This is a genomic window from Mucilaginibacter sp. P4_A11, assembly GCF_056402535.1.
On record NZ_JBFUHE010000005.1, the window covers coordinates 377250 to 401584 of the forward strand.

18 protein-coding genes are annotated in these 24335 nt (G+C 42.4%); 4 read left to right on the plus strand and 14 right to left on the minus strand.

What is annotated here, in order from left to right:
- Positions 1 to 147: 147 nt before the first annotated feature.
- The 10 genes from AC1DUD_RS12655 to AC1DUD_RS12700 all read right to left on the minus strand — a co-directional run bounded on the left by AC1DUD_RS12655 (position 148) and on the right by AC1DUD_RS12700 (position 14596).
- Positions 148 to 2835 carry a sigma-54-dependent Fis family transcriptional regulator gene (locus AC1DUD_RS12655; protein ID WP_477375039.1) on the minus strand — a complete coding sequence of 896 codons (2688 nt, stop codon included), beginning with the start codon at positions 2833 to 2835 and terminating at the stop codon, positions 148 to 150.
- Between the two features lie 453 nt (positions 2836 to 3288).
- Positions 3289 to 4098 carry an alpha/beta hydrolase gene (locus tag AC1DUD_RS12660; RefSeq protein ID WP_477375040.1) on the minus strand — a complete coding sequence of 270 codons (810 nt, stop codon included), beginning with the start codon at positions 4096 to 4098 and terminating at the stop codon, positions 3289 to 3291.
- A 223-nt stretch (positions 4099 to 4321) separates the two neighbouring features.
- Positions 4322 to 4798: a Dps family protein gene (locus tag AC1DUD_RS12665; protein ID WP_477375041.1), complete on the minus strand. Its 477-nt coding sequence runs from the start codon at positions 4796 to 4798 to the stop codon at positions 4322 to 4324.
- 51 nt (positions 4799 to 4849) lie between these two features.
- A complete protein-coding gene (locus AC1DUD_RS12670) occupies positions 4850 to 6895 on the minus strand; it encodes a ferritin-like domain-containing protein (RefSeq protein ID WP_477375042.1) in 2046 nt (681 codons plus the stop codon).
- Positions 6896 to 7028: 133 nt separating this feature from the next.
- Positions 7029 to 8498 (minus strand): aminotransferase-like domain-containing protein, encoded by a 1470-nt coding sequence (locus AC1DUD_RS12675; RefSeq protein WP_477375043.1) that lies wholly within the window; start codon positions 8496 to 8498, stop codon positions 7029 to 7031.
- A 356-nt stretch (positions 8499 to 8854) separates the two neighbouring features.
- The gene (locus AC1DUD_RS12680; protein ID WP_477375044.1) at positions 8855 to 9610 is read right to left on the minus strand and encodes an SDR family oxidoreductase; all 756 of its coding nucleotides are present in this window, start codon (positions 9608 to 9610) and stop codon (positions 8855 to 8857) included.
- Between the two features lie 233 nt (positions 9611 to 9843).
- The gene (locus AC1DUD_RS12685; protein ID WP_477375045.1) at positions 9844 to 10215 is read right to left on the minus strand and encodes an arsenate reductase family protein; all 372 of its coding nucleotides are present in this window, start codon (positions 10213 to 10215) and stop codon (positions 9844 to 9846) included.
- Between the two features lie 59 nt (positions 10216 to 10274).
- A complete protein-coding gene (locus AC1DUD_RS12690; protein ID WP_477375046.1) occupies positions 10275 to 10703 on the minus strand; it encodes a cupin domain-containing protein in 429 nt (142 codons plus the stop codon).
- Between the two features lie 158 nt (positions 10704 to 10861).
- Positions 10862 to 13222, minus strand: a complete 2361-nt coding sequence (locus AC1DUD_RS12695; RefSeq protein WP_477375047.1) for a histidine kinase dimerization/phosphoacceptor domain -containing protein — start codon at positions 13220 to 13222, stop codon at positions 10862 to 10864.
- Positions 13223 to 13480: 258 nt separating this feature from the next.
- On the minus strand, positions 13481 to 14596 hold the full coding sequence (locus tag AC1DUD_RS12700) for a sigma-54 interaction domain-containing protein (protein ID WP_477375048.1): 1116 nt from the start codon (positions 14594 to 14596) through the stop codon (positions 13481 to 13483).
- 404 nt (positions 14597 to 15000) lie between these two features.
- On the opposite strand from AC1DUD_RS12700, the gene AC1DUD_RS12705 reads away from it, so the two are divergent.
- Both AC1DUD_RS12705 and AC1DUD_RS12710 read left to right on the plus strand, forming a co-directional pair.
- Complete coding sequence (locus AC1DUD_RS12705; RefSeq protein ID WP_477375049.1) at positions 15001 to 16932, plus strand: sigma 54-interacting transcriptional regulator; 1932 nt, start codon at positions 15001 to 15003, stop codon at positions 16930 to 16932.
- 310 nt (positions 16933 to 17242) lie between these two features.
- Positions 17243 to 19570 (plus strand): histidine kinase dimerization/phosphoacceptor domain -containing protein, encoded by a 2328-nt coding sequence (locus tag AC1DUD_RS12710; protein WP_477375050.1) that lies wholly within the window; start codon positions 17243 to 17245, stop codon positions 19568 to 19570.
- A 133-nt stretch (positions 19571 to 19703) separates the two neighbouring features.
- Here the strand turns inward: AC1DUD_RS12710 and AC1DUD_RS12715 are convergent, their stop codons facing one another.
- Together AC1DUD_RS12715 and AC1DUD_RS12720 are read right to left on the minus strand one after the other, a co-directional pair.
- A complete protein-coding gene (locus tag AC1DUD_RS12715) occupies positions 19704 to 21245 on the minus strand; it encodes an FAD-dependent monooxygenase (RefSeq protein ID WP_477375051.1) in 1542 nt (513 codons plus the stop codon).
- A 40-nt stretch (positions 21246 to 21285) separates the two neighbouring features.
- Positions 21286 to 22104 (minus strand): AraC family transcriptional regulator, encoded by an 819-nt coding sequence (locus AC1DUD_RS12720; protein WP_477375052.1) that lies wholly within the window; start codon positions 22102 to 22104, stop codon positions 21286 to 21288.
- Positions 22105 to 22408: 304 nt separating this feature from the next.
- Here AC1DUD_RS12720 and AC1DUD_RS12725 point away from each other — a divergent pair, with 304 nt between their 5' ends.
- Together AC1DUD_RS12725 and AC1DUD_RS12730 are read left to right on the plus strand one after the other, a co-directional pair.
- Entirely contained in the window at positions 22409 to 22675 is a 267-nt protein-coding gene (locus AC1DUD_RS12725) for a hypothetical protein (protein ID WP_477375053.1), read from the plus strand.
- A 2-nt stretch (positions 22676 to 22677) separates the two neighbouring features.
- Complete coding sequence (locus AC1DUD_RS12730) at positions 22678 to 23286, plus strand: alpha-ketoglutarate-dependent dioxygenase AlkB family protein (protein WP_477375054.1); 609 nt, start codon at positions 22678 to 22680, stop codon at positions 23284 to 23286.
- A gap of 170 nt (positions 23287 to 23456) precedes the next feature.
- On the opposite strand, the gene AC1DUD_RS12735 is transcribed toward AC1DUD_RS12730, so the two are convergent.
- Positions 23457 to 23828 carry a hypothetical protein gene (locus tag AC1DUD_RS12735; protein WP_477375055.1) on the minus strand — a complete coding sequence of 124 codons (372 nt, stop codon included), beginning with the start codon at positions 23826 to 23828 and terminating at the stop codon, positions 23457 to 23459.
- 89 nt (positions 23829 to 23917) lie between these two features.
- A complete protein-coding gene (locus AC1DUD_RS12740; protein WP_477375056.1) occupies positions 23918 to 24322 on the minus strand; it encodes a DUF5655 domain-containing protein in 405 nt (134 codons plus the stop codon).
- Between the last annotated feature and the right edge of the window lie 13 nt (positions 24323 to 24335).

Genomic DNA, 24335 nt, shown 5'->3' on the forward strand with positions numbered 1-24335 from the left:
ATTGCAATCAACATACCAACACACAAGAGATTGAACACCAAATAGATAACACAAATTCAAGTTTCATATTACACCTAATATAGCGGATGAGAGAGCGATTTGACGATATTGCGAGTGCCTGTTGCTTTGCTAAATCTAATGTGCTTATCATGACGCCCGGGATAAATAGTCGGCTTTTGAGATCTTCAATTTTTTCATTTTTGCGTGCAGTGTTGTGGATGGCGTACCTAACGCGTCAGCAGCACCGCCGGATCCGGCTATCTTTCCGCCACAAATTTTTAAAGTTTGAATAATATGGGTCCGTTCAATTTCCTCAAGTGTTTGGCTGATAGATGACTCCTTCCCAAATCTGGTTTTAGGAAGGTATATCTCCCTGATCACATTGTCGTTAGTCAATAGAATACTGCGTTCCAGCAGATGTTCAAGCTCCCGTACATTTCCCGGCCATTGATAGCTTTTTAGCTCCTGCATCACTTTATTTGATATGGAGGTCACCTTTATCCCCGTATTTTTACTATGCCGGGTAAGGAAAAAATTTGCCAATGGGGCTATATCTTCAATCCGCTTTCTTAATGGCGGCAAACTGATAGGGAAAACATTAAGCCGGTAGTACAGATCGGCCCTGAAACGGCCTGCATTTACCTCATCTTCAAGGTTCCGGTTTGTAGCTGCAATAATTCGTACATCAACTTTTATCGTGCTTTTCCCACCAATACGCTCCAGTTCCCGTTCCTGGATAACCCGTAATAATTTCACTTGTAACTCCAGTGGCATTTCACCTATTTCATCTAAAAACAGGGTGCTGTTATGCGCCAGCTCAAACTTACCTATCCGGCGTTCAATTGCTCCCGTAAATGCCCCCTTCTCATGCCCAAAAAGTTCGCTTTCAATTAAATTTGCCGGTAAAGCAGCACAGTTAACTTTAACCATCAGCTTATCTTTTCGTGGCGATGCCTTGTGAATACCGCGTGCAACCAGTTCCTTGCCCGTACCGGTTTCACCTAATAGCAGCACTGTTGAATTTGATTTGGCAACAATTGACATTAAATGATAAACCTTCTGCATTTCGGGCCCGCTGCCAATAATTTCCGAAGAGTTATAAATGGTATTTATTTGTTCCTTAAGCTGGTCATTTTCCACTTCCAGCATGCTTTTGTAAGTAATAAGCTGTTCATTAACTATCACGTTTGAAATTGCTGTTGAAATTTGGGCACAGATCCCTTTCAGTAGCGGAACATTAACAACATCCATTTCCAGAAAGAGAATACCTAAATTTTTATTACCTGTTCGTAAAGGAACCCCGATCATTTCTCTGAAGCCCATATTATTCCACGACCGAACGTATAGCGGAACAGCGCCGCGCCTCATTTCATCTGCCGTGATAAACCGGACAGGTTCGGTGCTACTCATTACTCTATCCTGCAAACCATCCTTAATATCAAATTTCATGGTGATCATTTGCATAAATTCAGGATCATCCTTAAATGCGCTATCATAAATGTATGGGCTGGTTGTGGTTTGGTCGTCATTTATAAGACGGATGATATATCCCTTTACCGAACTCAACTTTTTCACGGCCGTTTCAACTGCTAAACACAAATCATGTTTGCTTCGCACAGCAGCAATATCATGGCTAAATTCAAGTAGAAATGATTTTTCCTTTTCCTTGCTTAATATTTCCTCATTCGCAGTGATATTGCTTGTCGCGGTAGCTAACTGACTGGAAATATGTTCTATGATGTTTAATGCGGCTTCATCAAAGCTGCCCGCTTTATTTGAAAATAATACTAAACTAAGTTTACGGCCCCATTTACCCGGAAGTAAATTAACCGCCATTTCGCGGGCCCCGGCAGCATAGTTGAGTTTAAACCAAAGCGGCATTTTGTCCAAATCAAATGATGTCATATCAAACACCACCGGTTTATCCGAACGCGCTGCCACATCGTAAATCCCGTCACTAACCGGATTTGGCTTATCAACCGCTTCTGTATAACCTGGAAATTCCCGGCTTGGCGAATCAGGATCAGTTACGTACACATTATAATTCTCGCCGGTATCATCTAAAATAGTGATCACATTATGAGTGAAATTCACCAGCTTTTTAAGGTCTGCGTTAATGACCTTCAACAGATCCTTCCTGTGCCGGACTGAGACCAGGTTATTGCTTAAATTGAGTAAAACTTCATTAACCCATTCCTTAAATTTAATTTCCTCATTTATCATGATATTGGAAACCGCGCTTGAAAGCTGAGGGCTGATCCGCTTTAAAATTGTCTTAAAACTATCCGGGAAGCTATCTGTCCTATCTGAATAAATAAAAACGTAACCGATAGTTTCCATTTTGCTTTTCAGAGGGGCTATTATCGCTTTTCTTATCCCACATTCATAATTAACCTTTATGAAACCAGGAACGCCTGGTTTATCCATAATATCATCTAATAAAAATGCTACCGGTACATCAGAGCCCTCTACCTGCCTGATAAACGGATCATCAATAAAAAAACGGGTAGTAAGTAATGATGAAAGTTCGGCCCGGTGTTTAATCTGTAAGGAGTCCCTGTCAAGTAAAAACGGATAATAGGTTTGATTGCGCTGATCGATAAGGGAAACAACAGCATGGGTAAAATAAAAAAGATCTTTAAGTCTGGAGGAAAACACTTTAATGAGATCCGTTTTTGACCGTACCCTTGTGATATCATTCCCCAGCGCAAGCAGAACCTCCTTTTCATATTCATAGCAATCATTTTTTTTATTAAGTATCTCAAGAAAGCTTTTTTCATCTATTGAATGAGCTTTGAAATCATTTATCAGTTTTAAAAATCCGGGCTTTTCCATCTTGCAAAAATTAGGTAAACAGGGTACCAAAGCAGACTCAGCCACACCACAAGACAGGCCGGCCATATCAATCATCTTAGAATAATTTGTAACAGATTCAAATATCTGCCTGTAACTAACAGCGAAACATTTCGCGTTTTCCCCTACACTTGTAGTTAGCTTAAACTCCTATGCTATATTTAATGACAATTCTCAATATCTATTTTGCCCGGTGCTGATCTCAATTTTTGAAATCCTTTCAGCATCACTCCGGGTATTTACAGGTCATTGACAATCAACTTTCCGGAACTGGACATTAAGATCAAAAAATAATTCTCCGGCGGGGCCGGATCCAGCTATGCATTTTTTAGCAATACCCGGCGTAAATAGTAAAGCCCCGGAGGCTATCCGGGGCTTTAGACTTATTACTTAACAGTAACGTCGGGATTATTAAGAAAGATTATACCTCCGGGATCATTTCTTTTCGGAAGCTGCAATAATAACTTTCGCTACCGCATCCGGATGAGAAATAAAAACCACGTGACTTCCTTTAATTTCGGTAATGCGTGTATTTGAGCGTTTGTACATATTGCGCTCAATATCCGGGTTGATGCTTTTATCTTCGGTTGCTACAATACCATAGGCTGGTTTCGTGCGCCAGGCGGCATCTGCAACCGGGGTTTCAAAGCTTCCACCAAAAATAGGCTCCTGTGAGGCAAACATAAAGTCGGTTTCAGCCTGGCTTAAATCTGCTGCAAAACCGGCATGAAACTTAACCTTGTCATAATAAACAAAGCCTTTATCATCCGGCGGCAAAATCCCATATTCGGGTGCAACAGGCAATGTTGTAGCCCAGCGCAATGTATTTTCACCCTTGTCAGGCTGATATGCGGCTACATACACAAGGCCGGCAACTTTTGGGTGCATACCGGCTTCGGTGATCACAACCCCGCCCCATGAATGCCCCACTAAAATTACCGGGCCATCTTGCTTATCAAGGATACGGGTAGTAGCATTCACATCATCCTTAAGTGAAGTAAGGGGGATCTGCACGGCTGTTACATGATAGCCCTTTTTTACAAGGATATCAAATACGCCTCTCCAACCCGAGCCATCTGCAAAGGCACCGTGCACAAGCACGATATTCTTTACCGCTTTGTCCTGTGCATTGGATAAAACCGGCGTCATCAGCAAACAGCTTAAAACGAGAAATGCAGCAATGAACTTTCGGCCCATGGCTGAACTTAATTTGAATTTTGATTGGTTTAAATGTTTTGTTTTCATAGTTATTTTTTTGATACAAAGGTATTTTGGGTTTCAAACCACATCAATGGACAAAGGGAATCTACTACTGGACATTTTTCCCATTCTCTTTATTTTTATCTGAACATTTATCAGTATCAGGTAATAACCAGAATTTATTGCAAAAAAATAGCGGGATATTTTCCCGCTATCAAACTATTAAGTTTATGTCTATAGCATGCTCCGGCAAGCTGTATCGTTGCACTTATTTTATTAAATGAGCACGCAGCATCCAGGCCATTTCTTCGTGTGTTTCCAAAAGCTGGGTCAGGTAATCGCTTGAGCCGATATCCTGAAACTTTTCGGCAAAAGGAGTAATATTGCCACGCAAAAACATGATAATACTTTCATGATCGGCTAATAGCTCTTTGATATACCCCTGGCTATTGTTGCTATTTTCCAATTTTTCTGTTAGATGGGTAAGCTGCAGAAATTGCGTTAACGTGGCAGGAGCATAATGACCTATTTTACGGATCCGCTCGGCCACGCCATCCACTACTTCTTCCAGCTGTTGATATTGTGATTCGAAAAAAACGTGAACAGTATGAAAATCACTTCCCTCAACATTCCAGTGGGCGTTTCGTGTTTTGGTATACAATATAAATTCGTCGGCCAATAATTTGGCTAATTGATCTGAAACGGCTTTCCTTCCTGCTTCGTTGATTCCAATGTTGGTTTGCATATTTTAGTTTATTGATTTATTGTTGTTTAATACTTTTAGAATCCTGGCGTCTCAATTTTTGTCGTCGGCAAAATTGTTATACCAATGCGTTCCATCACAAAAGGGCTTATTTTTTGAGCCGCCGCAACGGCATAGGGTATAATGTTCGGTTGATGCCCCCTGCAGAAATTCAGCATCAAGTTTGATACTTCCTTTCACACGATACGGGCCATTTTTGAAAACCGTAATTGTGGGTTCATTAACCACAGGCTTGTTTAACTTTGCATCAACAAAGCTGAAACTTAAGGCACCTGAAGGGCATTTTTTTGTTTGCTGATAGACCCTCGGGCCATCGGCCGCAGTTTGGTCAACAAAAGGCTCCTTACCAAGTCTGAAAACCTCGGGCAGTTGATCAGTACAAAAACCGGAGTGCTGGCATATGCCCCTGTTATCGCAAACAGTGTAATCAGTAGCGGGGTATTTGTCCAGCCTGTCGGGCGTTCTTCCGGGCAGTTTGTTGCTGTCAAACCCTATTCTTGCATGTGTCCCGTCGCAAAACGGTTTATTTGCCGAGCCGCCGCACCTGCACAAGGCCATTTGGGGCTCCGCCGGTAATCGCTCTCCTTTTGAATTGAGCAGGTTACTCACTCCCTTTACCAGGTATGGCCCGTTTAAAGAAGGGAAAATTTCCGGCTTGGGTGCATTTGCAGGTTCTTCAAATTCTATTTTAGGGATCACCTTTTGCGCCCGCGCCGTTTTTTTTATAAAGAGCTCTGAAAGGGCCTGTAAAGCAGCGGATGCTTCTTTAACTTCAACCGGTGTAGTTTTTTGTTCGGCCAGCTCTGTGGCTTCCTTGGCAAGATTGAAAAGCCTCTCGCAAAAGAATACCCATGCCGACTCTTTATGGGGCAATAGTGCTATATCCCTGTTATAACCAAAGCCGGGGCCTGCAGTTAAGGCTATATTTAAAGGATCGCCCAGGGGCATTTTGGCAAGTGCCTCACCCAAAGGACGGATCACCGTAGTCATGATCCGCAGGGTAGCACGTGACAGCATTTCCAATTCTTCTTCTGTCTCATCGGTATGGGCAAAAAACCGAAGCAGCATCTGAAGCATGGTATCGTAACTCATGTTAAAAATATCTGCCGCACAATGGGTATCTTCATCGAGGATCAATGTACCGCCGGTAGTGTCATCATAAAACCGGGTCATTGGGTTTGAGGCCATCTTCCGCACCGGATCAAAGACCGTATTATTCGTTGCAGCTTTCTCATTTTCACTGATCAGCTGGTTTCTTATCGTATCAAAAACCTGAAAATGGCAGTCGGGATGTTGCTGGGTGGGGGCTTCGCCCTGCTCAACAATCATTTCAATTGCGTTCAAAGCCGACTCCCTGTTTACCACAGAGATCAATTTTCCGCTTAGATCAACATAACGGGCATTTGCCTGTGCTTCTTTCGGCCCGATGAATAATACATCTTCAGGGATACATTTAAAACCAGAGGCAACCTTGTGGTAAAACTCGCCTACAGTAGTAAAATCTATTTCATAGGGTTCCTGAAACTTAAAAGCCTCCTTGCCAAACCGCTCTATTAATTCCGGCTCGGCCTTAAACTGCCGGGGCTTCAGCTCAGCCAGATCTAATTGTTGCTCTTTGACAACTTTGTTACGAAGCTCATCATATTGGGCATGCAATTCAGGCTCCAGTACGCCCTCCTCCGGCAATTCAAATATTACCAAACGTTCAATTGTAGCAAGTGAAAAAGGCTCCAGTGTTAATTTGATACCAAACGGAAAAGCCGAAACAGGTAAGGGAAAATTCGCCCTTTTGAAATTTGGCGCGCCGCCTATGGCTGTAAGCATATTATTTACCTGGGCAAGGTGCAGCATTTCTTCAACGGCTACCATCGCCAGTTTTCTCTTCCAGGTTTTCACCATCGTAAGCTGCTCTTCTGTCATTCCGCCTTCATCAAGACTTGACTTTAATGAATAGGCTGCATAAAGGTAGACGCAGGCCAGGCCATGCTCCAGTTCAGATGCCCTGGAGAGTAAATAAATGAGTTCCTCCCTGCTTTCTACTGCTTTAACCGCGAGTTCACGTTGAGTTGGATTATTCATATTAAGATGTTTTATTTATTAAATTATTGAAGCGGGAAAAGCCAAAAAGTGACCAAATGAGTAGTTATCGGCCAATGCTGGCTCCAGTTCACATAGTTTCGTTGTTTAATTCCCGGTATCAAACTGCAAATGATCAGGTGGTTACCCTGACCAGTATATCTACTGCTTTGGTTATTTCTTCTTCAGATATTGAGGCAAATCCAAACCGGATCCCGTTATCATTCGGATCTCCGGGATGGCTGAACGACATACCGATCAAACAAAGCCCTGCATGCGATGCATCATTAATGACCTTGTGTATAGGAAAATGAGGCCTAAACCTCAGCCATATAGTCATGCCACCAAGTGGTTTGGTAAATTCTACAGCATGTGACAGTTTCTGGGTAAGGAGGTTGCAAAAAAAATCGCAACGCCGCGCGTATAGTTTGTTTGATCTGTTAATGTGCCGTACAAGGTCGCCGTTAATGATCATTTGAGCCAGCATAAACTCTATAAAAGCATCGCCTCTTAAATCAATTAAACGCTTTAGCGCTGTTGCCTTTTTCACAATATCGGGCGATGCTATCAGGTACCCTACCCTGATTGAAGGAGCAAGCAATTTGGTAAATGAACCTATGTAAATTATCTTACCCTGGTGAGGTGAACTGGCCAAGGGAAGTATGGGATTGTTGGTGTAATGAAAATCGTAGCCATAATCATCTTCAATAACATAAAATCCATACTGCTCAATTAATTTAAGCAGCTTTTGCCGCCTTAGGGCCGACATGGTAATGGTTGTAGGATGGTGCAGGTGAGGAACAATATAAAGCATTCTGATCCGGGAGCTTTTCAGCACCCGTTCCAGCTGATCCATATCCGGCCCTTCTTCATCAATTCCTATTTTAGTGATATGGGCACCTGTATTTTTGATAATTTCGCTGGCGTAAAGATAATTGGGTTCTGTTACAACCACCTGGTCTCCGGGAGAGAGCAATACCGTTGCAGCTATATAGATAGCCATCTGCGCGCCCCTGGTAATTACCAGGTCATGCTTTTTAATATTTAAGCCCCTGGTTTCATTTAAAAAAAGTGCTGTTGCGTCTTTTAGCAGCGGAAGGCCGCCTTGATCCCTTAAGCACATCAGCTGTTTTATTCTTGAGCCGATGGCTTTATCCCGGTAAATTTTGCTTATCTCTTTAAAAGGTGCAAGCTCAGGATCGGGAAAGCCGTCATTAACAACTATATCCGAACTTTTGGGATCCCGGTATTCTGGCCGCGGCCCACGTTCAATAGCCAAACCTTCTGACTTCATTATCGCAGGAGAGGAAAAAGGATTTGCAGGTTGGAACGACCTTGGCTTAATTACGGGCAGCTCCGGGGCTACCCTATACCCTTTTCTGTCCACCGGCTCTATCCAATCTTCTGTCATCAACTCTTCGTAGGCATTGATAATCGTTTTGCGGTTAACGGTGATAAATCCGGCCATTTGCCGTGTGCCGGGGAAAAATGTTCCGGGCGGGATGAGCCCCTCCCGTATCAGGCCGATCAGGCGATTGGTAATTTGCCTGTAAACAGGAAGCTGATTTTCTTTATCAATAACGATCAGGCTGTGGTAAGGAAGCATTGTTATTTTTTTGATTAAAAGTTATTTATTGCCGGGTGACGGTTACCAGGATAAATGCGTTTTTACACTTACATTATTGCACCGCCACCTTACTACCTTTGCAACACACATGCCATTATATAAATAATTGATTTTCATTAATTTATAAAAACAACACCCATCATCTCACTCCATATATAGTGCGTTAGCACGAAGTATCACTATATTAAGCGGATGCATAACAAGGGGGAAATAGACAGCGAATTGGATTTTTATTAATTAAAAACCCACCTATTGAAACCCTAGCTATAAAAAACAAGCACCCGCCGATTTAATTACGACGGGTGCTTGCAAACCTCAAATATCTGGATGGTTGATTATACCTTTTTAGGTTGGTTTACATACCAGTTTTCAAAATTGATGTTGAAAATTTTAGCATCCTTGCCCGGAACCAGCATCTGGTCGTTTAATTCAGCACCGTAATAACGTGCGCTGGCATCTGCAACCACTTTCCTCGGATCATTATTTTTATCTAAATATTTCTGAACAAGGTCCGAAAGACTGATCCTATCAGGGCCAGCTATCTCTACTGTGCTATTTACCGGCGGGTTCAAAGTAACCTCAGCAACAGCAGTAGCCACATCGGCCGACGCTATTGGTTGAATATGGGCAGGTGACAGACGAACCGATTCACCCTCAGTTGCTGCGTTTGCTATCCCTCCTAAAAATTCAAAAAACTGGGTTGAATGCACAATCGTGTAAGGAACGCCAGATGCCTTGATCAAATCTTCCTGCGCCTGTTTTGCGCGGAAATACCCGCTTTCCTGCAAACGACTGGTTCCAACAACTGATAAGGCGATATGATGCTTTACACCCGCGGCAATTTCTGCAGTAAGCAGGTTTTTACCTGATGTTTTAAAAAACTCCATCACTGCGTTATCTTCAAATGAAGGAGAGTTTGCTACATCTACCACAACATCCGTTCCTTCCAGAACTTCAGCAAGTCCTTCACCCGTAATGGTATTTACACCAGTGGCTGGCGATGCCGCTATAACTTCATGGCCAAGCAGGGTAAGTTTGTTTACAAGCTGTGAGCCTATTAGCCCGCTTCCGCCGATTACTACTATTTTCATAATTTGTGTTTTTTTAATGGCCGTTAGCTATGGCCGGTTTAAAGTGCTTTTTATATGATGTAGGTTTGCAAACCTCATACCACACATTAAACAGCTAAAAATCAACTATTTAATTAAATTAAGCTTCTATTTCACTCCATATTTCGTGGAAGTTTACGCAAACACACGATATGGAGTGGGGTTCCTTAATCACCAAACATCATAGTTTAAGAAGTGTTCAAGAGGTCTCTTTACTAAACTGCCGCTGGCAACACCAGATCATTCAAAAAATGACTTTCGTAAACCTTTTCATCAAAGCCAAAAAACAGAAAGTTTCCATCTTCAATTACAGGGGGTTTAATAATGCGAGGTTCCTCTAAAAGCAGTGATAAAGCATAATCCCTGCTTTTTACCGATTCCCTAACCTCGAGGGGTAGTCTCTTCCAGGTAAGGCTCTTTTTATTGAGGAATGTATCATACCCCAATTTTGCATCCCAGGCCTGGAGTTTCTCTGACGATATACCTTCCTTTTTGAAATTGTGAAACTCAAAATTCACCTCGTGGGCTTTGAACCAGGCCAGTGCATTTTGTGTTCGCCGGCAGGTAGTCAATCCGTAAACCTTCATAAATTTTAGATGTAATTGTCTGAGAAAATGATCAATGGCAACCGCAAATCAATTGCCTGTTATTTTGCAGCGGTTATAAATGGTAATTCTTTAGGACCGATAAAGTATACCAACAGCTTAGCTTCCTGGGTTTTGCTCATATTTTTGCTTTCGGCATGCAATCCGTTCGGGTCTTCCCAAAATGCCTCTCCCTGTTTGTATATGTGGGTTTTGCCATTAAAAGTTGATGAGATGTTTCCCTGTAACACATATGCAATGGTTGGGATAGGATGCCTGTGAGCGCCTGATACTTCGCCTGGCGCAAATTTTACGATCACCATTTTAACTTCCTGCCCCTTAATTTCGGGAGTGGTAATGATCTTTTTAAAGATTACTTCGGGCTCGTACTGCGTAACATTTACATTTGCACATTTTGGGTCCTTTTTTGCCTGGGCACTAACTCCTAAAGCTGCACAGAACGCCAATAAGGTTAAACTTAATTTTTTCATGATAGAATAATTATACCCAAACTCATCCATTGAGTTTGTTAAGCAAAATTAAACTACATATGAATGCTAAAACTGGTCCAGGGGTTGACCCCGAGAGGGTCCAATGTGTTTTGCTGTAAACAGGTACGACAAAAGATATCGATAAAAGCCAACGATAATTACAATCGCCGGCCCGGTATTTTTCCGGAAGTATTTTCAATTTTAAACTTTACCGCAACAACAACGCCCTCATCATTCTTTATCTCAAAATTGCCCCCCAATTGTTTGCTAAGGGCTTTCATCATCTCCATTCCTAATGACGACGCTTCGGATAAATTAAAATCAGAAGGCAGTCCCCTGCCGTTATCTGCAATGGTTAAAACAATAGTTTCAGGGGCCGACAAACGAGCTTTGACATGAATCTCTCCGCCTTCTTTATCAAAGGCATATTTGATACAATTGGTTATGGCCTCATTTAATATTAAACCCATAGGTACCGCCTGGGATATATCGAGGTTCACCTGATCCAATTCTTCTCGGAATTTTATTTTGAGGCGGTTACAATCATAACAGGTATAAAGATACCTTACCAGGTCGTTAATATAATCGGCCATAACAATGGTAGCCACATTACTTTTGCTGTAAAGCTTTTGATGAATGATTGAGATTGCCTGTACCCGGTTTTGGCTATCCTTTATGGCTTCTATCGCATCGGTATTTTGCAGATATGCCGATTGTGTATACAATAAGCTCATCACGATCTGCAGGTTATTTTTAACCCGGTGATGCACCTCTCTAACCAGCCACTCTTTCTCAGTCAATAGATCTTCCTGCCTTTTCAGCAGGCCATCTTTATCCTCCAGCAATTTTTCCTTTTCATTGAGTAAAGCAGATAACTTGTGATTTTGCCGGTTAATTTCCTCTTGTTTTATTTGCAAGCGGGTATTGCTACGTTGCTTGGCCCGATATGCTACATATATAACAACCGCAAATACAACCGAAATGAGAACACCGGCAAAGGTGATATTTTTTTGCTCGTTAACTTTTTCCAGCCTGGCTTTTTGCGTCAGGGCATCGTTGCTGAGTACCTGTATTGTGCGGTCCTTTTTAATTGAATTATAGTTGGCCTCTAACTCGTTGATTTGTTTGACAGTGGCAGCATTGTTAAGTGAATCCTGCATGCGCCTTATTAGCTGAAACTCTTTTAACGCAATGGCGAAACTCCCTCCTGCCGAATCAATCTTAAACTTATACCCATAAAGAATAATACGTGACGATGGCGAAATCCTTTTTAACGGCAAACTTTGCAGAAACTTTAACTCTGCCAATAACTTATCCCACTGTTTTGTATGGATGTAATGTTGCGGAAGCGGATCGTAATTCTTTACAAATTTATCAACTATATAAAACGACGGATCATTATCGAGTGTACGATATAATTTGTCAAACACTTGCTTAAATGCAGGCACCAGGCCTGCTGCTTCTTTATTGCGGCCAAGAAAATTGTATAACTGCATTTTGCGTGCTACGTACCTGCTCTTATTTTCAATTGTTTGCTCAGGAAACTTATTAGGCGTATTATTTAAATAAGCGAGCGCGGCGCTATACTTTTTCAGGTTTATAAAACTATTGATAATGCCATCTATAGATTTATAATAAAAATCCTGCTCATTGATCTTAACGGCTAAATCAGCACCATTTTTAAAGTACGGGATAGCCTGCGCGTCCTTGTGGTTTTCCTGGTAAGATAGTGCTAATAAGATGGAAAAAAAGGCCGCATCACCATCGCTCCGGTGCAGATCGGCATCGCAGGCATTCATACATTCTATCCTTGTAAGCAACTCTTTTTGATACTGGTCCCTTCGCGAATACACTTCAGCCAACATATAATACCCGTAATAGATCCTCGGAAATTTAAGGGCTTTGTATTCCTGTAAAACCATCAGTAACTCACGTTCGGCCTTGTCATACCGCCCTTCGTTCAAATCGGCATCCGCTATTTTCCCAAGCGCGTCGGCAATTTTTAGCCTGTCGGTCCCTTTGCGATAAAGCTCATAGGCTTTAGTAAAGCATTTTGTCCGGGTAGCTAATACACGCGGGTTATCATATCTTAAATTATTACCGTACGTAGTCCAGTATTCGGCTTCTTTGGTATAATCGCCGTTTTTACTGTAATAACCTGTAACCTGGTTAAATAATGAATCGGCAAGTTTAAAATCAGATTGTAAAAGATATGTGATTGCTTTTTCCGATAGCGCCCGGTATTGAAAATCAGCAGATCTTATTGATTGGCTCAGGGCTATTGCCGAATTAAAATAATGTTGTGCAGAATCAAAGCTTAAGGCATCGGAGGCTGGTTTATTCCTAAAATATTGCCCCAGTTTGATAAGTGCTACCACCCTCCCGGTATCCCGTCCGGTTTTGTTCAGGTCTGTTTTTAAAGTTTTAAGATCCTGAGCGTAAGCCGATAGTGATAGTTGACAATATACGAGATAATGAAAAATGGCTAAAACACAATGTCGTATCAGTGAGCGTTTCATGAAAATTTACTTTACTAATTGGACATAGGTTATGCCAGAACAGACGTTCGGATTTAAAAATAGATATTTTTAATGAAATGAAATAAGTGCCATTGTAAGTTTTATCTTGAAGCCTTAAGTAAATAATAAAACCAGGCATCGCTTTTGAAAGTGGGATTGTCAACAGCGATGCCTGGATAGCAGTATTGCGAATTTCATGCCCCCCCAATAGAAGCCGGCGTAAATTCTGTGTATTTAAAGAATTGTGCTAAACTAATCTTATCCTTTTTTAGGAAAATAATCCTGCTTAACAATATTAAGTTTTTTAATTTTTGCGTGCAGGGTAGTTGAAGGAACGCCCAGCCACTCAGCTGCGCCACCGTCTCCGGCAATCTTGCCGCTGCACCTTTTTAATACTGCTACAATATGATTCCTTTCAACATCAATGAGCGTTTTGTTTTGAAAAGCCTCCTGGTCGTTGATGTTTCTGTTGATATCGTTTGGTAGATATATTTGCCTTAATACATGATCATCAGCCAGGAGGATACTTCTTTCAATAAGGTGTTCCAGTTGCCTGACATTTCCCGGCCATGTATAGCTTTTTAATTGTTGTATAACTTTATTAGATATGAAAGTTATCTTTTTTCCGGTTATCTTACAGTAACGGCAAAGAAAAAAATTCGCCAGTTCGGCAATGTCATCCAGCCTGTCCCTTAACGGGGGTAAGCAGATCGGAAAAACATTAAGACGGTAATATAGATCGGCCCTGAAACGGTGTGCATCAACTTCAGCCTCCAGGTTGCGGTTGGTGGCTGCAATGATCCTGGCATCTACCCGGATAGTGGTTTTTCCGCCTACCCTTTCAAATTCACGCTCCTGAATTACACGTAATAATTTCACCTGCAATTCTGGCGGCAGCTCACCTATTTCGTCAAGAAAAATAGTCCCTCCGTTGGCCATTTCAAATTTACCTATCCTGCGGTCAACTGCGCCCGTAAATGCCCCTCTTTCATGCCCAAAAAGCTCGCTTTCGATAAGATTGGGAGGAAGTGCCGCACAGTTTACAGTAACCATCTGTTTATTTTTCCTGGCAGATGACTGATGAATACCGCGGGCAATTACTTCTTTGCCTGTACCTGTTTCGCCAAGCAATAAAACCGTTGAATTGGTAGGCGCCACCATTGACATTAGCCGGTATACCTTTTTCATCTCAAAACAATTACCAATAATGCCGGGGTATTGATGATTATAAACAGGTTTCTGCGGATGGCTTTCTGCTTCCGGATTTATTCCGGGGCCGATCAGGATACCTTTAGCTAAGCCATAATGTAAAACTGGTTTCGATCCGGGCTGTATTTCGGCTTCCGGATTTGATGCTATTTTTTCAGTGACCATTTCAAATTCGTTTAGGGAGATATTGATCTCAATACGTCGAATTTTATGCCACTCTTATAAGAGGCCAAAATGAGGGGTTTGAGTAAATAGCCGACGATATTTCGGCGCTTTCGTTTTTCCGAAAATTATATTTCGTCGGCTTAAGGTTAAATTCGACGACAAATGCCTGGGCTGGTTCCGTCAAAACCCGGGGGACGATTAAAAAAGCGCTGGTTTTCAAAGCAAATTTGACAGAGTGCTGAAATTGATAGAAATTGCCGACAGATATTTCATACACGGCACATATATTGTTTTTTAATACTGCTTAGCCAATAACTTATTAATTGAATTTTCAGCTTTTAACACCGATGTTTCGTTAGGATGCCGGACATTCTGGAATAGCTTTATTTTTGTAAAATATGTCGATGAAAAAAATATTGATCGTTGAAGACGAATCGCTTGTAGGCCATCATTTAAAATTAATTTTAACCGCTGCAGGATATAAAGTAACCGGCATATCTGAGTCGGTTAACGAAGCAATGGCTTCAATCGATGAGCAAAAGCCCGATCTTGTTTTGCTCGATATTCACCTTAAAGGTGTATTAAACGGCATCGACCTGGCCCGGAAGCTTACAGAGCGTAACATGGCTTTTGTGTACCTCACCGCAAATTTCCAGGGAACTTTGCTGGAAGAAGCAAAATCTACCATGCCATTCGGTTTTATTGTTAAACCATTTCGTGAGGATGACCTGCTTACCACATTGGATGTTGCTTTCTACCGCCATCAAAACAGCCTCGAATCGCGCCGCCAGCAGGAAATGGAGCTTAACCAAAAATTAAAGGAGATCCGTAATCATGATGGTGGCATAACGCAAAAACTGCAACAGGTTGCGGATAACCTGCAAATGCATGTACCGTTTGATTACCTGAATTTTATAATCAGAAAGGCTGGCAACGCAACAGCGACCAGCATTGGCTTTTTGAGGATAGGTTTTAACGAATACCAGGTATTAGGTGAACAGGAGTTTATGAATGTTACCGGCACAGACCGGGGCAGACTGAAAAACATTTACGAATCATTGCCAATTGTAAGCAAAGCAAAATGCTTTAACGATGAAGAATTTGATAACCTGTGTAATCAAAACCCGTTAAGTAAAATCATTGCCGATACTTATGATTTTGAATCGTCATTGTTTTTTCCGGCTTTACCCGGTAATTCAGAACTTGTAAGGTATGAGTTTTATAATCGTAAAGGCAATACTTATTCTCAACAGCATATCGCGTTATTAAGTCGCCTGCTTAACCCTTTAAGCAGTGTGCTCGAAGCCGACCAGCGGGATAATATTATCAACAGCCCATCTAACCTGTTCCCAGCAAACAGCCCTTCCCCTGCACAATCCAAAGAAAAGGCCCGAAATTTTGACGGCATTGTTGGGCAAAGCCGCCCGATGCTAACGGTACTGGATCATATCGCTACAATATCTCCCCTGGATACCTCAGTACTCATACTGGGTGAAAGCGGCACGGGTAAAGAACGGGTAGCTAAAAGCATTCATGCGTTATCCGGCAGGGTAAATAAACCGCTTGTTGTAGTAAATTGTGCCTCGCTCCCGGCTAACCTGATCGAGTCAGAATTGTTCGGGCACGAGAAGGGCGCATATACCGGCGCGTTAGAAAAAAGGATCGGTAAATTTGAAATGGCCAACGGCGGTACTATTTTCCTCGACGAAATAGGCGAACTTCCGATAGACTTACAGGTTAAACTGCTCCGTGTATTGCAGGAACAGGAAATAGAACGCCTGGGTGGTAAGGGGCCTATTAAAATAGATGTCAGGATCATAGCAGCCACCAACCGCGACCTGGAAAAAGAAATGGAAGAAGGGCGTTTTCGTTTAGACCTATACTACCGCCTTTTTGTATTCCCGATCCTGATCCCCTCTTTAAAGGAAAGAATTGACGATATTCCCGCCCTCGCCAATCATTTTATTTCATACTATTCAAAAAAATACAAGAAATCAATCAATGGTATATCGCCGGAAGTTCTGGCTCAAATGCTCGATTACCCGTGGCCGGGAAATGTCAGGGAACTTGAACATTTCATTGAGCGGTCAATACTCTTATCCAAAGGAACGGTCATCGAAGAAGTAGCGCTGCCAAAGCATGCATCCAACAAAACCAGTCCCGAGCCTACCGCTGGTGCAAGAATGAAAACCATTGATGAAAATGAAAGAGATTACATCATCAATGTACTTAAAAATTGTAATGGCCGGATAAGAGGCTCCGGCGGTGCTGCTGAGGTAATGGGGTTACCTCCAACTACGCTCCATTCGAAAATGAAAAAGCTGGGGATTAAATAAACCCATAATTAGCTCAATTCGTTAATAAATCATAATCTTTTTTCGAGGAATAGCCCCTACTCAACAAAAGCTATTTCTGAAGTGCTGTTTGCAGCTGCTTATGGCACATTTTGCTTGCCGACTAAATATCGGCGCAAGCAATATTTTCCGTCCGAAATATCGTCCCCAAGATATTTTTCAAAAATGACAATCAACTGAATAACAATCATTTAAATCGACGGCACAATCTTAGTCGTTTATATAACTTATTAAAGTACAAACTTTTAAGACAGCAATTACACGTTAAACAAAATCAGTTAAATTATAAACCATGATCAGGAAGCTTGCCGGCTATATTTTTTTTTCGTGTTATGCTTCTATTGTCATTGCACAAAGCCCGGCTGCCCTATATCTGAAACTGCAAAAGGCCGGCCGGGATACTAACAGGATAAATATTCAGCTTCAATTAGCCAGCCATTACTTGCATAAGCCTGGTTCAATTCAAAAAGACCTGGACAGTGCCTCCTTTTACCTCGAAACAGCAGCAACATTAAATAAGGTTATTCAAGCCACAGATCATAAGTACCGTGCCTTGTTAATAAAGGGCGAACTTGCCGCAAAAAAAAACGATTTAGGTACGGCGTACCATCTTTTTACGCAGGTAGCGGAGCATTACCACACCCTACATGAACCCTTAAAAGAAGCCGTCGCCCGGGATAGTTATGGAAGTAGTGTAACCGTTTATGATACTGTAAATATTGGTGCAAAATTAAATGGGTACACTAAAGCCTATGAAATTTATTCGAAAAATGGGTTTAAAACCCTTGCAGCTGACGAACTATTTAAAATTGCATTTGCCCAACAGAACGCAAATCAATTTGATAACGCCGAACAAAGCTTCATTTCTGTAATTAAACAATATGAGCTTTTAAAAAGCACTCGCCTTGCAGAGGCCTATTACCGCCTGGCCGACACTTATTACCGAAAAGGCGATATGCCCAAGGAATTACTGGCCAGAATTAATTGCGTAAACAGCTATGAGGCCGCCCCCAAGCACGACATCTATTGGGGCGAATACTTTTACTTTACTTTAGGAGTAGCTTACTATAATAAACGCCAATTTGACCAGGCACTTATTTATCATCAAAAATGCGTGGACATTGCAGTTAAACGGAATGACCATGAAATGTATAATCTTGGCGTTCACGAGATACTTACCTGCTATATTAATTTAAAAAAGTACCAAACGGCGTTTGTTTACCTTAAGAAAAGTTTTCAAAAATATCCCCAAAAAACTGTTATCGAAGAAGGTATGTTCCTCTCGGCAGAGCTGAAACTATATAACCATATGGGAAACAGCTCCGGTGCTGAAAAAATGATTCCCCGGTTTAAGCAGGCCTTTCGGCAGATAGCCAATGAAGTGCCGGAGCAAATAAAAACAAATTATTACGCCATGGATAATTTCATTGCCTCGTATGACCCATTGCCAAAACATTACCTGCTCACCAAACAATGGCTAAAGCTTGCCGATGAACTGAAAATGCTGGAAGCTTTACCTATCGCCAGGATGTCCGTGCTTTCGAAAATGACAATTTACCAGCATCGTTTTAAAGTTGACTCAGCCAGAGGAGATATGTTCTCTGCACTAAGGGGCTTTCAGCGGATAAAAATCATAAAAGATTCCCTAACCAATATTGCAACAGGCAAGCAGATCAGTGAGCTTGAAACAAAGTACCTATCTGTACAAAAGGATAAAAAGATCCAGGAACTGAATAATCAATCAACCATACAAAAAAACAACCTCGAAAAAATCCATCAGCAGAGAAACATCACCTTTGCCGGCGTACTTATCGGGTTTATACTGGCTGGGTTGTTATATTTTGCCTACTGTAGTAAACAGCGCAGCAATTTTAAACTGAAGGCCAAACAGGAAGAAATTAACGCACAGAATAATTCACTTTTTTCGCTATTGAATGAAAAAGAGAAGTTATTACAGGATAAGGACGGCTTGTTAAACAAACAGCAGGACCTGATCACCGAAAAGGAATGGCTGCTTAGGGAAGTTCATCACCGGGTTAAAAACAACCTCCAGATCGTGATGAGCTTGCTTTATACACAATCAGCCTATCTGCAAAACACCGATGCCAGGGATGCGATAAGGGACAGTCAAAACAGGGTACAGGCCATCTCCATTATCCATCAAAAGCTTTACAGCAAAAGTAACGTAGCCACTATTGTCATGGCCGATTACATTAACGATATGGTAAGGTATCTTTATACCTGTTATGATTGCAGCCATCGCAAAATTAAATTTAAAGAAGAGTCAGACCAGGTAAATCTTGATATATCCCAGGCGGTGCCTATGGGCCTGATACTAAACGAAGCGATCACCAATTCCATTAAATATGCTTTTGATAAAGATGGCGGGGAGATCCTTATTGAAGCTCAGTTGTCGGCCCCGGAAACTATAACACTAAACATTAAAGACAACGGAAAGGGGCTCCCGCCCGATTTCAACATAGCCGAAACATCGTCATTGGGTATGGAAATGATGAAAGCCTTAAGCAAGCAACTGGGCGGCAGTTTTATGATAAAAAACGATTCAGGAGTAATAGTAACCGTGATCTTCAAGATTGAAAATCAACAAAAGGTTAGATAGAAATATCCATTCTCTCCAACCTTTAGTTAAATGCTCCCTCAGTAACAATTCATCTTTAAATACAGTCACATCTGCACCTCTCAGATAAAATCCACTCCCTACCCTTCAACGTTTTTTATGCAAATCTTTTAATTCAAACAAACCAGCGAGCGACTGCCTTTTGGAGTTCATTAGAATCCTGATTATTGTCCGAAGCCCAGGCAATGATCCCGTCAGGACGAATCAGCACGGCGCTCAAGCCTAATTGTTCCTTCGCCCTGCCTGAAACATACTTTACACGGTAGCCTAATTCCCCAACCAAAGTTTGAAGTGAAGTATTCGTATCAAAGTCAAGCAGTATTCCCAAGCTATCATGCATTAAATCACCAATCGTTGAACCATCTTCCAACTCAAAGTTGGGAACGCTGTGCCCTGTTAAAGGGTGACTGCCACCGAGATCATAATGGGTATTAACACCCCATACCCTTCCTGCAATATAGGTGGCGCCATCGCGGGTATTCATAAGGTCGCGTAAAATTTCATACAGCGCCCGGGCATCCGGGTCGGGTTTCATGATAGCAACCTGCGCGCGAGACCAATCTAAAACCTGTGCCCCAATAGCGTATCGTTCGCTATAATAACTTTCCAGCAAACCTTCAGGAGCTTTATTTTGAATAGTTGCGGCCAGCTTCCAGCCCAGGTTCATGGCATCGCCCAGTCCAAGATTAAGTCCCTGTCCTCCCAGCGGCGCATGAATATGAGCGGCATCGCCCGCTAAAAGTACCCGTTCGTTACGGTAAGCTGTGGCCTGTCGTGCCCGGTCAGTCCAGGTGGTTGCAATATGCAGGGCGCTGATAGTAACATCGGTATCCGAGATGCGGCGCAGTACCTCCTGCACATGTTCACGCGTAATTGATTCGCCAGAGCCGTGAAATGCCCCGCCGTCAAAATCCTGTATGGCCAGGTAACCCGGCTGCGATTGCATATACATACCTCTTGATGTAACATTCCGGCCGGGTTTAAGCTTTTCAGGATCACCAATATCTGCCCGGACAGAGTAACCGGTAAATTCCGGCTCGGTGCCGGCAAATTCAAAACCACCTGCCTTGCGCACCACACTACGGCTCCCATCACAGCCAACAAGCCATTTACTTTGAAAAGATTGCTGGCCACACTGAACAGTTACACCATCCACCGTTTGATGAAAGCCGGTGATAGCAAACCCGCGCCTGATCTTGACACCAAGGGATTCTGCACGGCGGATCAGTACCGTTTCAATCTCTTCCATTTCAGAAATTAAGCTGGTTTCGGTAGAACTTAGCAGGCGACACTTCCATTGTAAGGTATCAACATTGCCTTCAAGAAACGGAATACCGGCGAAGTGCCCCACCTGCCGCTGGGCTCCTTGTTTGGCGTTTTGATGGGGATTTTTAATATGTTTATGGATTTCGAGTTCATTTAGCAATCCTCGACGGTAAAGCGCTTCAATAGTGGGCGCTGAGAGCCCCCTGATCCCGAAGGGCATTCGTTTCAACGGAGAATGAGGATCTTCTGCCTTTTCCAGTATCAGGACCGAACATTTGGCCAGGGCCAGTTCGCAGGCGAGGAACAGACCTACAGGCCCCGCTCCGGAAATGATCACGTCATAAATAGTATGATTTTGTAAGGTTTTATTGCTTTCGATTATTGGTTTCATATACATTGATTGAAACACAAAATTCCGGAATGCAACCGTGTCAGGCTTGTACAAATGCGACAAAATCAGTGCTTACAACCTGTTTCCTTTTCTTTGCTTTTCGTGCAAATGCCGCCGGCGTACTGCCGCTGTAACGTTTAAATTCCCTGCTCAGGTGTGATTGATCAGCATAGCCCAACTCATGAGCCAAACCGGTAAGGTTTGTATCGGGATAATGCCATAACCGGTTTCGAACCTGCTCAAAGCGGATCAAACCCGACACATCTTTGACGGTATAGCCGGAAGATTGCTTAAAGTTCCGTTCCAGTGTACGGACTGTAGCGTGGGCCGCTGCCGCTACCTGGCTCACCGGCATGGCGCCGTTTGCTTCCAGCATAGCAACACCAGCCTTGGATAACATATTGCCGGGCGCAATATGCGATCTCGTATCCAGGAAATACCGTTTTAACTCCGCAAGCGCCTCTTCTATTTGGCCAGTCTCAATCCATTTGTTTAAGTTAGATTGAAGCCGGGCGATAGGATGTTCAAATATGCGTACCCCATCTTTACCGGACGGCAGCCCGAGCAAATCAAATACCGTCCATGGGAAGCACCTGATGCCAATGATCTCTAAACGTTTCGTTGTGTAAAAAACTACGGGCTGATCAAGCAGTCCCATCATAAAGGGTGACGGTAATGGTTGCAAGCCCCCATGGTATGAGCTATTAAAAATATCGCCGAAATAAAAAATAATCTCAGCATACCCATCAGGTTGTACTTCGAAGCCGGATAGTTGTTCGCCAAAATCTCCCTGGTTGTACCAAAAGCACTTTATTGTATCCCTTAACTCTTCAGGAGGTTCAAATTCCCGGTGCTGCATTTTGAAAAATAATATATTTAGATGTTTTGTAAATAAAGATATGCAATGCAACCGCAAAGTTGTCGCTTCCTTATTCGGTTATTACAATCAATTTTAAGATAATTATTCGCTTGCTCAATTCAGGTTTCGTTAAGGCGTTTCCAGTTACCTGACCATATTTGCCTCCCCTTTCGTGCATCCTGTCGGAGTCGTTGAAATATACTCTTTTAGCGGGCCTTATTACGATAATTTTGACACTTAATAAATACTAAAATATTTAGCATTTATTAAGCTTTTCTGGATTTTTTTTTCCAATTTTGTTTTAATGAGAAGTAAGCTATTCAGGGAGAGGCCGGAAAAGATAAAAACAGACAAAGACCGCTGGGTGCGCATAGTACCTGTTGAGGATGATGCTTACCACCTTTACGATCTATTGCAGGAAGTTTATCTGGGCCGGATCTTATTTGACCGGGAAAACAACTGGGTTTATGACGGCGGAGTTTTGAATGTTTATGAACAGGAAGATATTGCAGGAAAAATCAGCGGTAATCAAAAAGAAATGGATCAATTGTTAAAAAGTTTAAACCTTTAGCAATGGAGCAATTATGTTTCTTTCCGGATGCGGGTCAGAGCAAAGGTTTGCCAATAGAGTTACTGGAATATTTACCGGGCTTATTTAACAGTACGGTAAGTGATCACTTTCTACAAAAGTTTATTGCAGAAGCCCCCTGGAAACAAACCGTACAAAAAATGTACGATAAAGAGGTAGTTACACCACGGCTGACCTCATGGTACGGCGATCTCGGTACAGACTACTCCCATCCCGGCCGAATATCCAACCCTATTCCATGGACACCAGAACTATTAAAAATTAAAGCAATCGTGGAGCCGCTTTCGGGAGTTATATTCAATAGCGTGTTATTGAATTACTACCGCGACGGGAATGATTCAGTAACCTGGCATAGCGATAAGGAAAGTATTCTCGGCAAACACCCGGTAATCGCCTCAGTCAGTTTTGGGCAGGTGCGCAGCTTTGATATTCGCAGCAAAGCTGATCATAGCGAAAGGTACTCAGTCAGGTTAGAGCACGGCTCATTTCTGTTAATGAAAGCGGGGTTACAGGAACATTGGGAACACCGGATCGCTAAATCTATTAAACCAATGAAGCCCCGTGTAAATCTCACTTTCAGAGTGGTGATATAAATACTTGCCTACAGTTGCGACTACGTAATACTAACGATTCCGGCAAAAGCAGAAATATTAAACTTAAGTTATTGTTGCTGGGTTTCCGTTAAATCCATCTTCTATTCTTTCCACACCAAAGCGAACACCATATACTAATAGCTGTTAGATAAAAGCGTAGCTGAAGATAGTTAGAGGGACCGGCTCTTCGGTGTTACTTTCCCAATCCTTTTATCCCTGTGCGAAATGAGTTCGCAGATGTTTATCGCCGCGGTTTCAAAGTCATCATGCTCGTCGCTAAGCAGTAGCCAGGCCGAATCAAAGGCCTCCCCTTCATCAAACACAAAATTGGCAAGTGCCGGTATGGTTGCTTTAAGACTGGCATGATCTTCCCGGCTGGTTGCTACCCACAAACCGTTGTACCTGCTATTTTTACTGAGCCTGCGCAGTATCAATACGATCTTTTTCTCCCAGTAAATATAATACATACCAACGGCGGGTTTGATGATCACGTTTGCTGGTAAATAATCCAACAGGAAGTCGAAAGGCATTGTTTTTTTCATAGACCACTAATTTATTTGGTGGAATTTGCGCTGCTTCCTTAATGCTGTTAAAACAACCATCAAGTTCAGCAGAATTGTGTTACATTATTTTATGCTAATAATTCGTAGGATTCCCGCAGGTATCGAAACAAAGCCGGTCGCAGATCATCCAGCAGCGCAATCCTGATATGGTTTTCGAATTTATTACCCGAAGTCACACTTTTGAGCACCGGTTTTTCCGGATGCGCAACTTTGGAATAGAATTTCAGATCTAGCTCTTTCTTCATCGGCCGGATCACCAGGAAGGTTAGTCGCCGGGTAAAAACTATACAGTTAGGTGTGGTACCAACCAGTACGCCATCCCAATCCGCAACCTCAGCCAGCAACTTATCAAATACCAGCATCAATTCGGGCGGCCGCCCCTCGAATAAGCTATCCAGGCTAACGCGTGCGCAATAATGACTTTGCTCGGGCCTGGGCAATTCCCGCTCACATTTAGGACAGATCCAACTCATCTATTTAACATTC

Coding starts and splice junctions, on each gene's coding strand:
- AC1DUD_RS12735 (WP_477375055.1), bottom strand. CDS start 23,828: ATGAAAAAAACAATGCCTTTCGACTTCCTGTTGGATTATTTACCAGCA.
- AC1DUD_RS12705 (WP_477375049.1), top strand. CDS start 15,001: ATGAAAAAAATATTGATCGTTGAAGACGAATCGCTTGTAGGCCATCAT.
- AC1DUD_RS12695 (WP_477375047.1), bottom strand. CDS start 13,222: ATGAAACGCTCACTGATACGACATTGTGTTTTAGCCATTTTTCATTAT.
- AC1DUD_RS12685 (WP_477375045.1), bottom strand. CDS start 10,215: ATGAAGGTTTACGGATTGACTACCTGCCGGCGAACACAAAATGCACTG.
- AC1DUD_RS12660 (WP_477375040.1), bottom strand. CDS start 4,098: ATGAAAACAAAACATTTAAACCAATCAAAATTCAAATTAAGTTCAGCC.
- AC1DUD_RS12710 (WP_477375050.1), top strand. CDS start 17,243: ATGATCAGGAAGCTTGCCGGCTATATTTTTTTTTCGTGTTATGCTTCT.
- AC1DUD_RS12670 (WP_477375042.1), bottom strand. CDS start 6,895: ATGAATAATCCAACTCAACGTGAACTCGCGGTTAAAGCAGTAGAAAGC.
- AC1DUD_RS12680 (WP_477375044.1), bottom strand. CDS start 9,610: ATGAAAATAGTAGTAATCGGCGGAAGCGGGCTAATAGGCTCACAGCTT.
- AC1DUD_RS12700 (WP_477375048.1), bottom strand. CDS start 14,596: ATGGTCACTGAAAAAATAGCATCAAATCCGGAAGCCGAAATACAGCCC.
- AC1DUD_RS12715 (WP_477375051.1), bottom strand. CDS start 21,245: ATGAAACCAATAATCGAAAGCAATAAAACCTTACAAAATCATACTATT.
- AC1DUD_RS12720 (WP_477375052.1), bottom strand. CDS start 22,104: ATGCAGCACCGGGAATTTGAACCTCCTGAAGAGTTAAGGGATACAATA.
- AC1DUD_RS12665 (WP_477375041.1), bottom strand. CDS start 4,798: ATGCAAACCAACATTGGAATCAACGAAGCAGGAAGGAAAGCCGTTTCA.
- AC1DUD_RS12690 (WP_477375046.1), bottom strand. CDS start 10,703: ATGAAAAAATTAAGTTTAACCTTATTGGCGTTCTGTGCAGCTTTAGGA.
- AC1DUD_RS12730 (WP_477375054.1), top strand. CDS start 22,678: ATGGAGCAATTATGTTTCTTTCCGGATGCGGGTCAGAGCAAAGGTTTG.
- AC1DUD_RS12740 (WP_477375056.1), bottom strand. CDS start 24,322: ATGAGTTGGATCTGTCCTAAATGTGAGCGGGAATTGCCCAGGCCCGAG.
- AC1DUD_RS12655 (WP_477375039.1), bottom strand. CDS start 2,835: ATGGAAAAGCCCGGATTTTTAAAACTGATAAATGATTTCAAAGCTCAT.
- AC1DUD_RS12675 (WP_477375043.1), bottom strand. CDS start 8,498: ATGCTTCCTTACCACAGCCTGATCGTTATTGATAAAGAAAATCAGCTT.
- AC1DUD_RS12725 (WP_477375053.1), top strand. CDS start 22,409: ATGAGAAGTAAGCTATTCAGGGAGAGGCCGGAAAAGATAAAAACAGAC.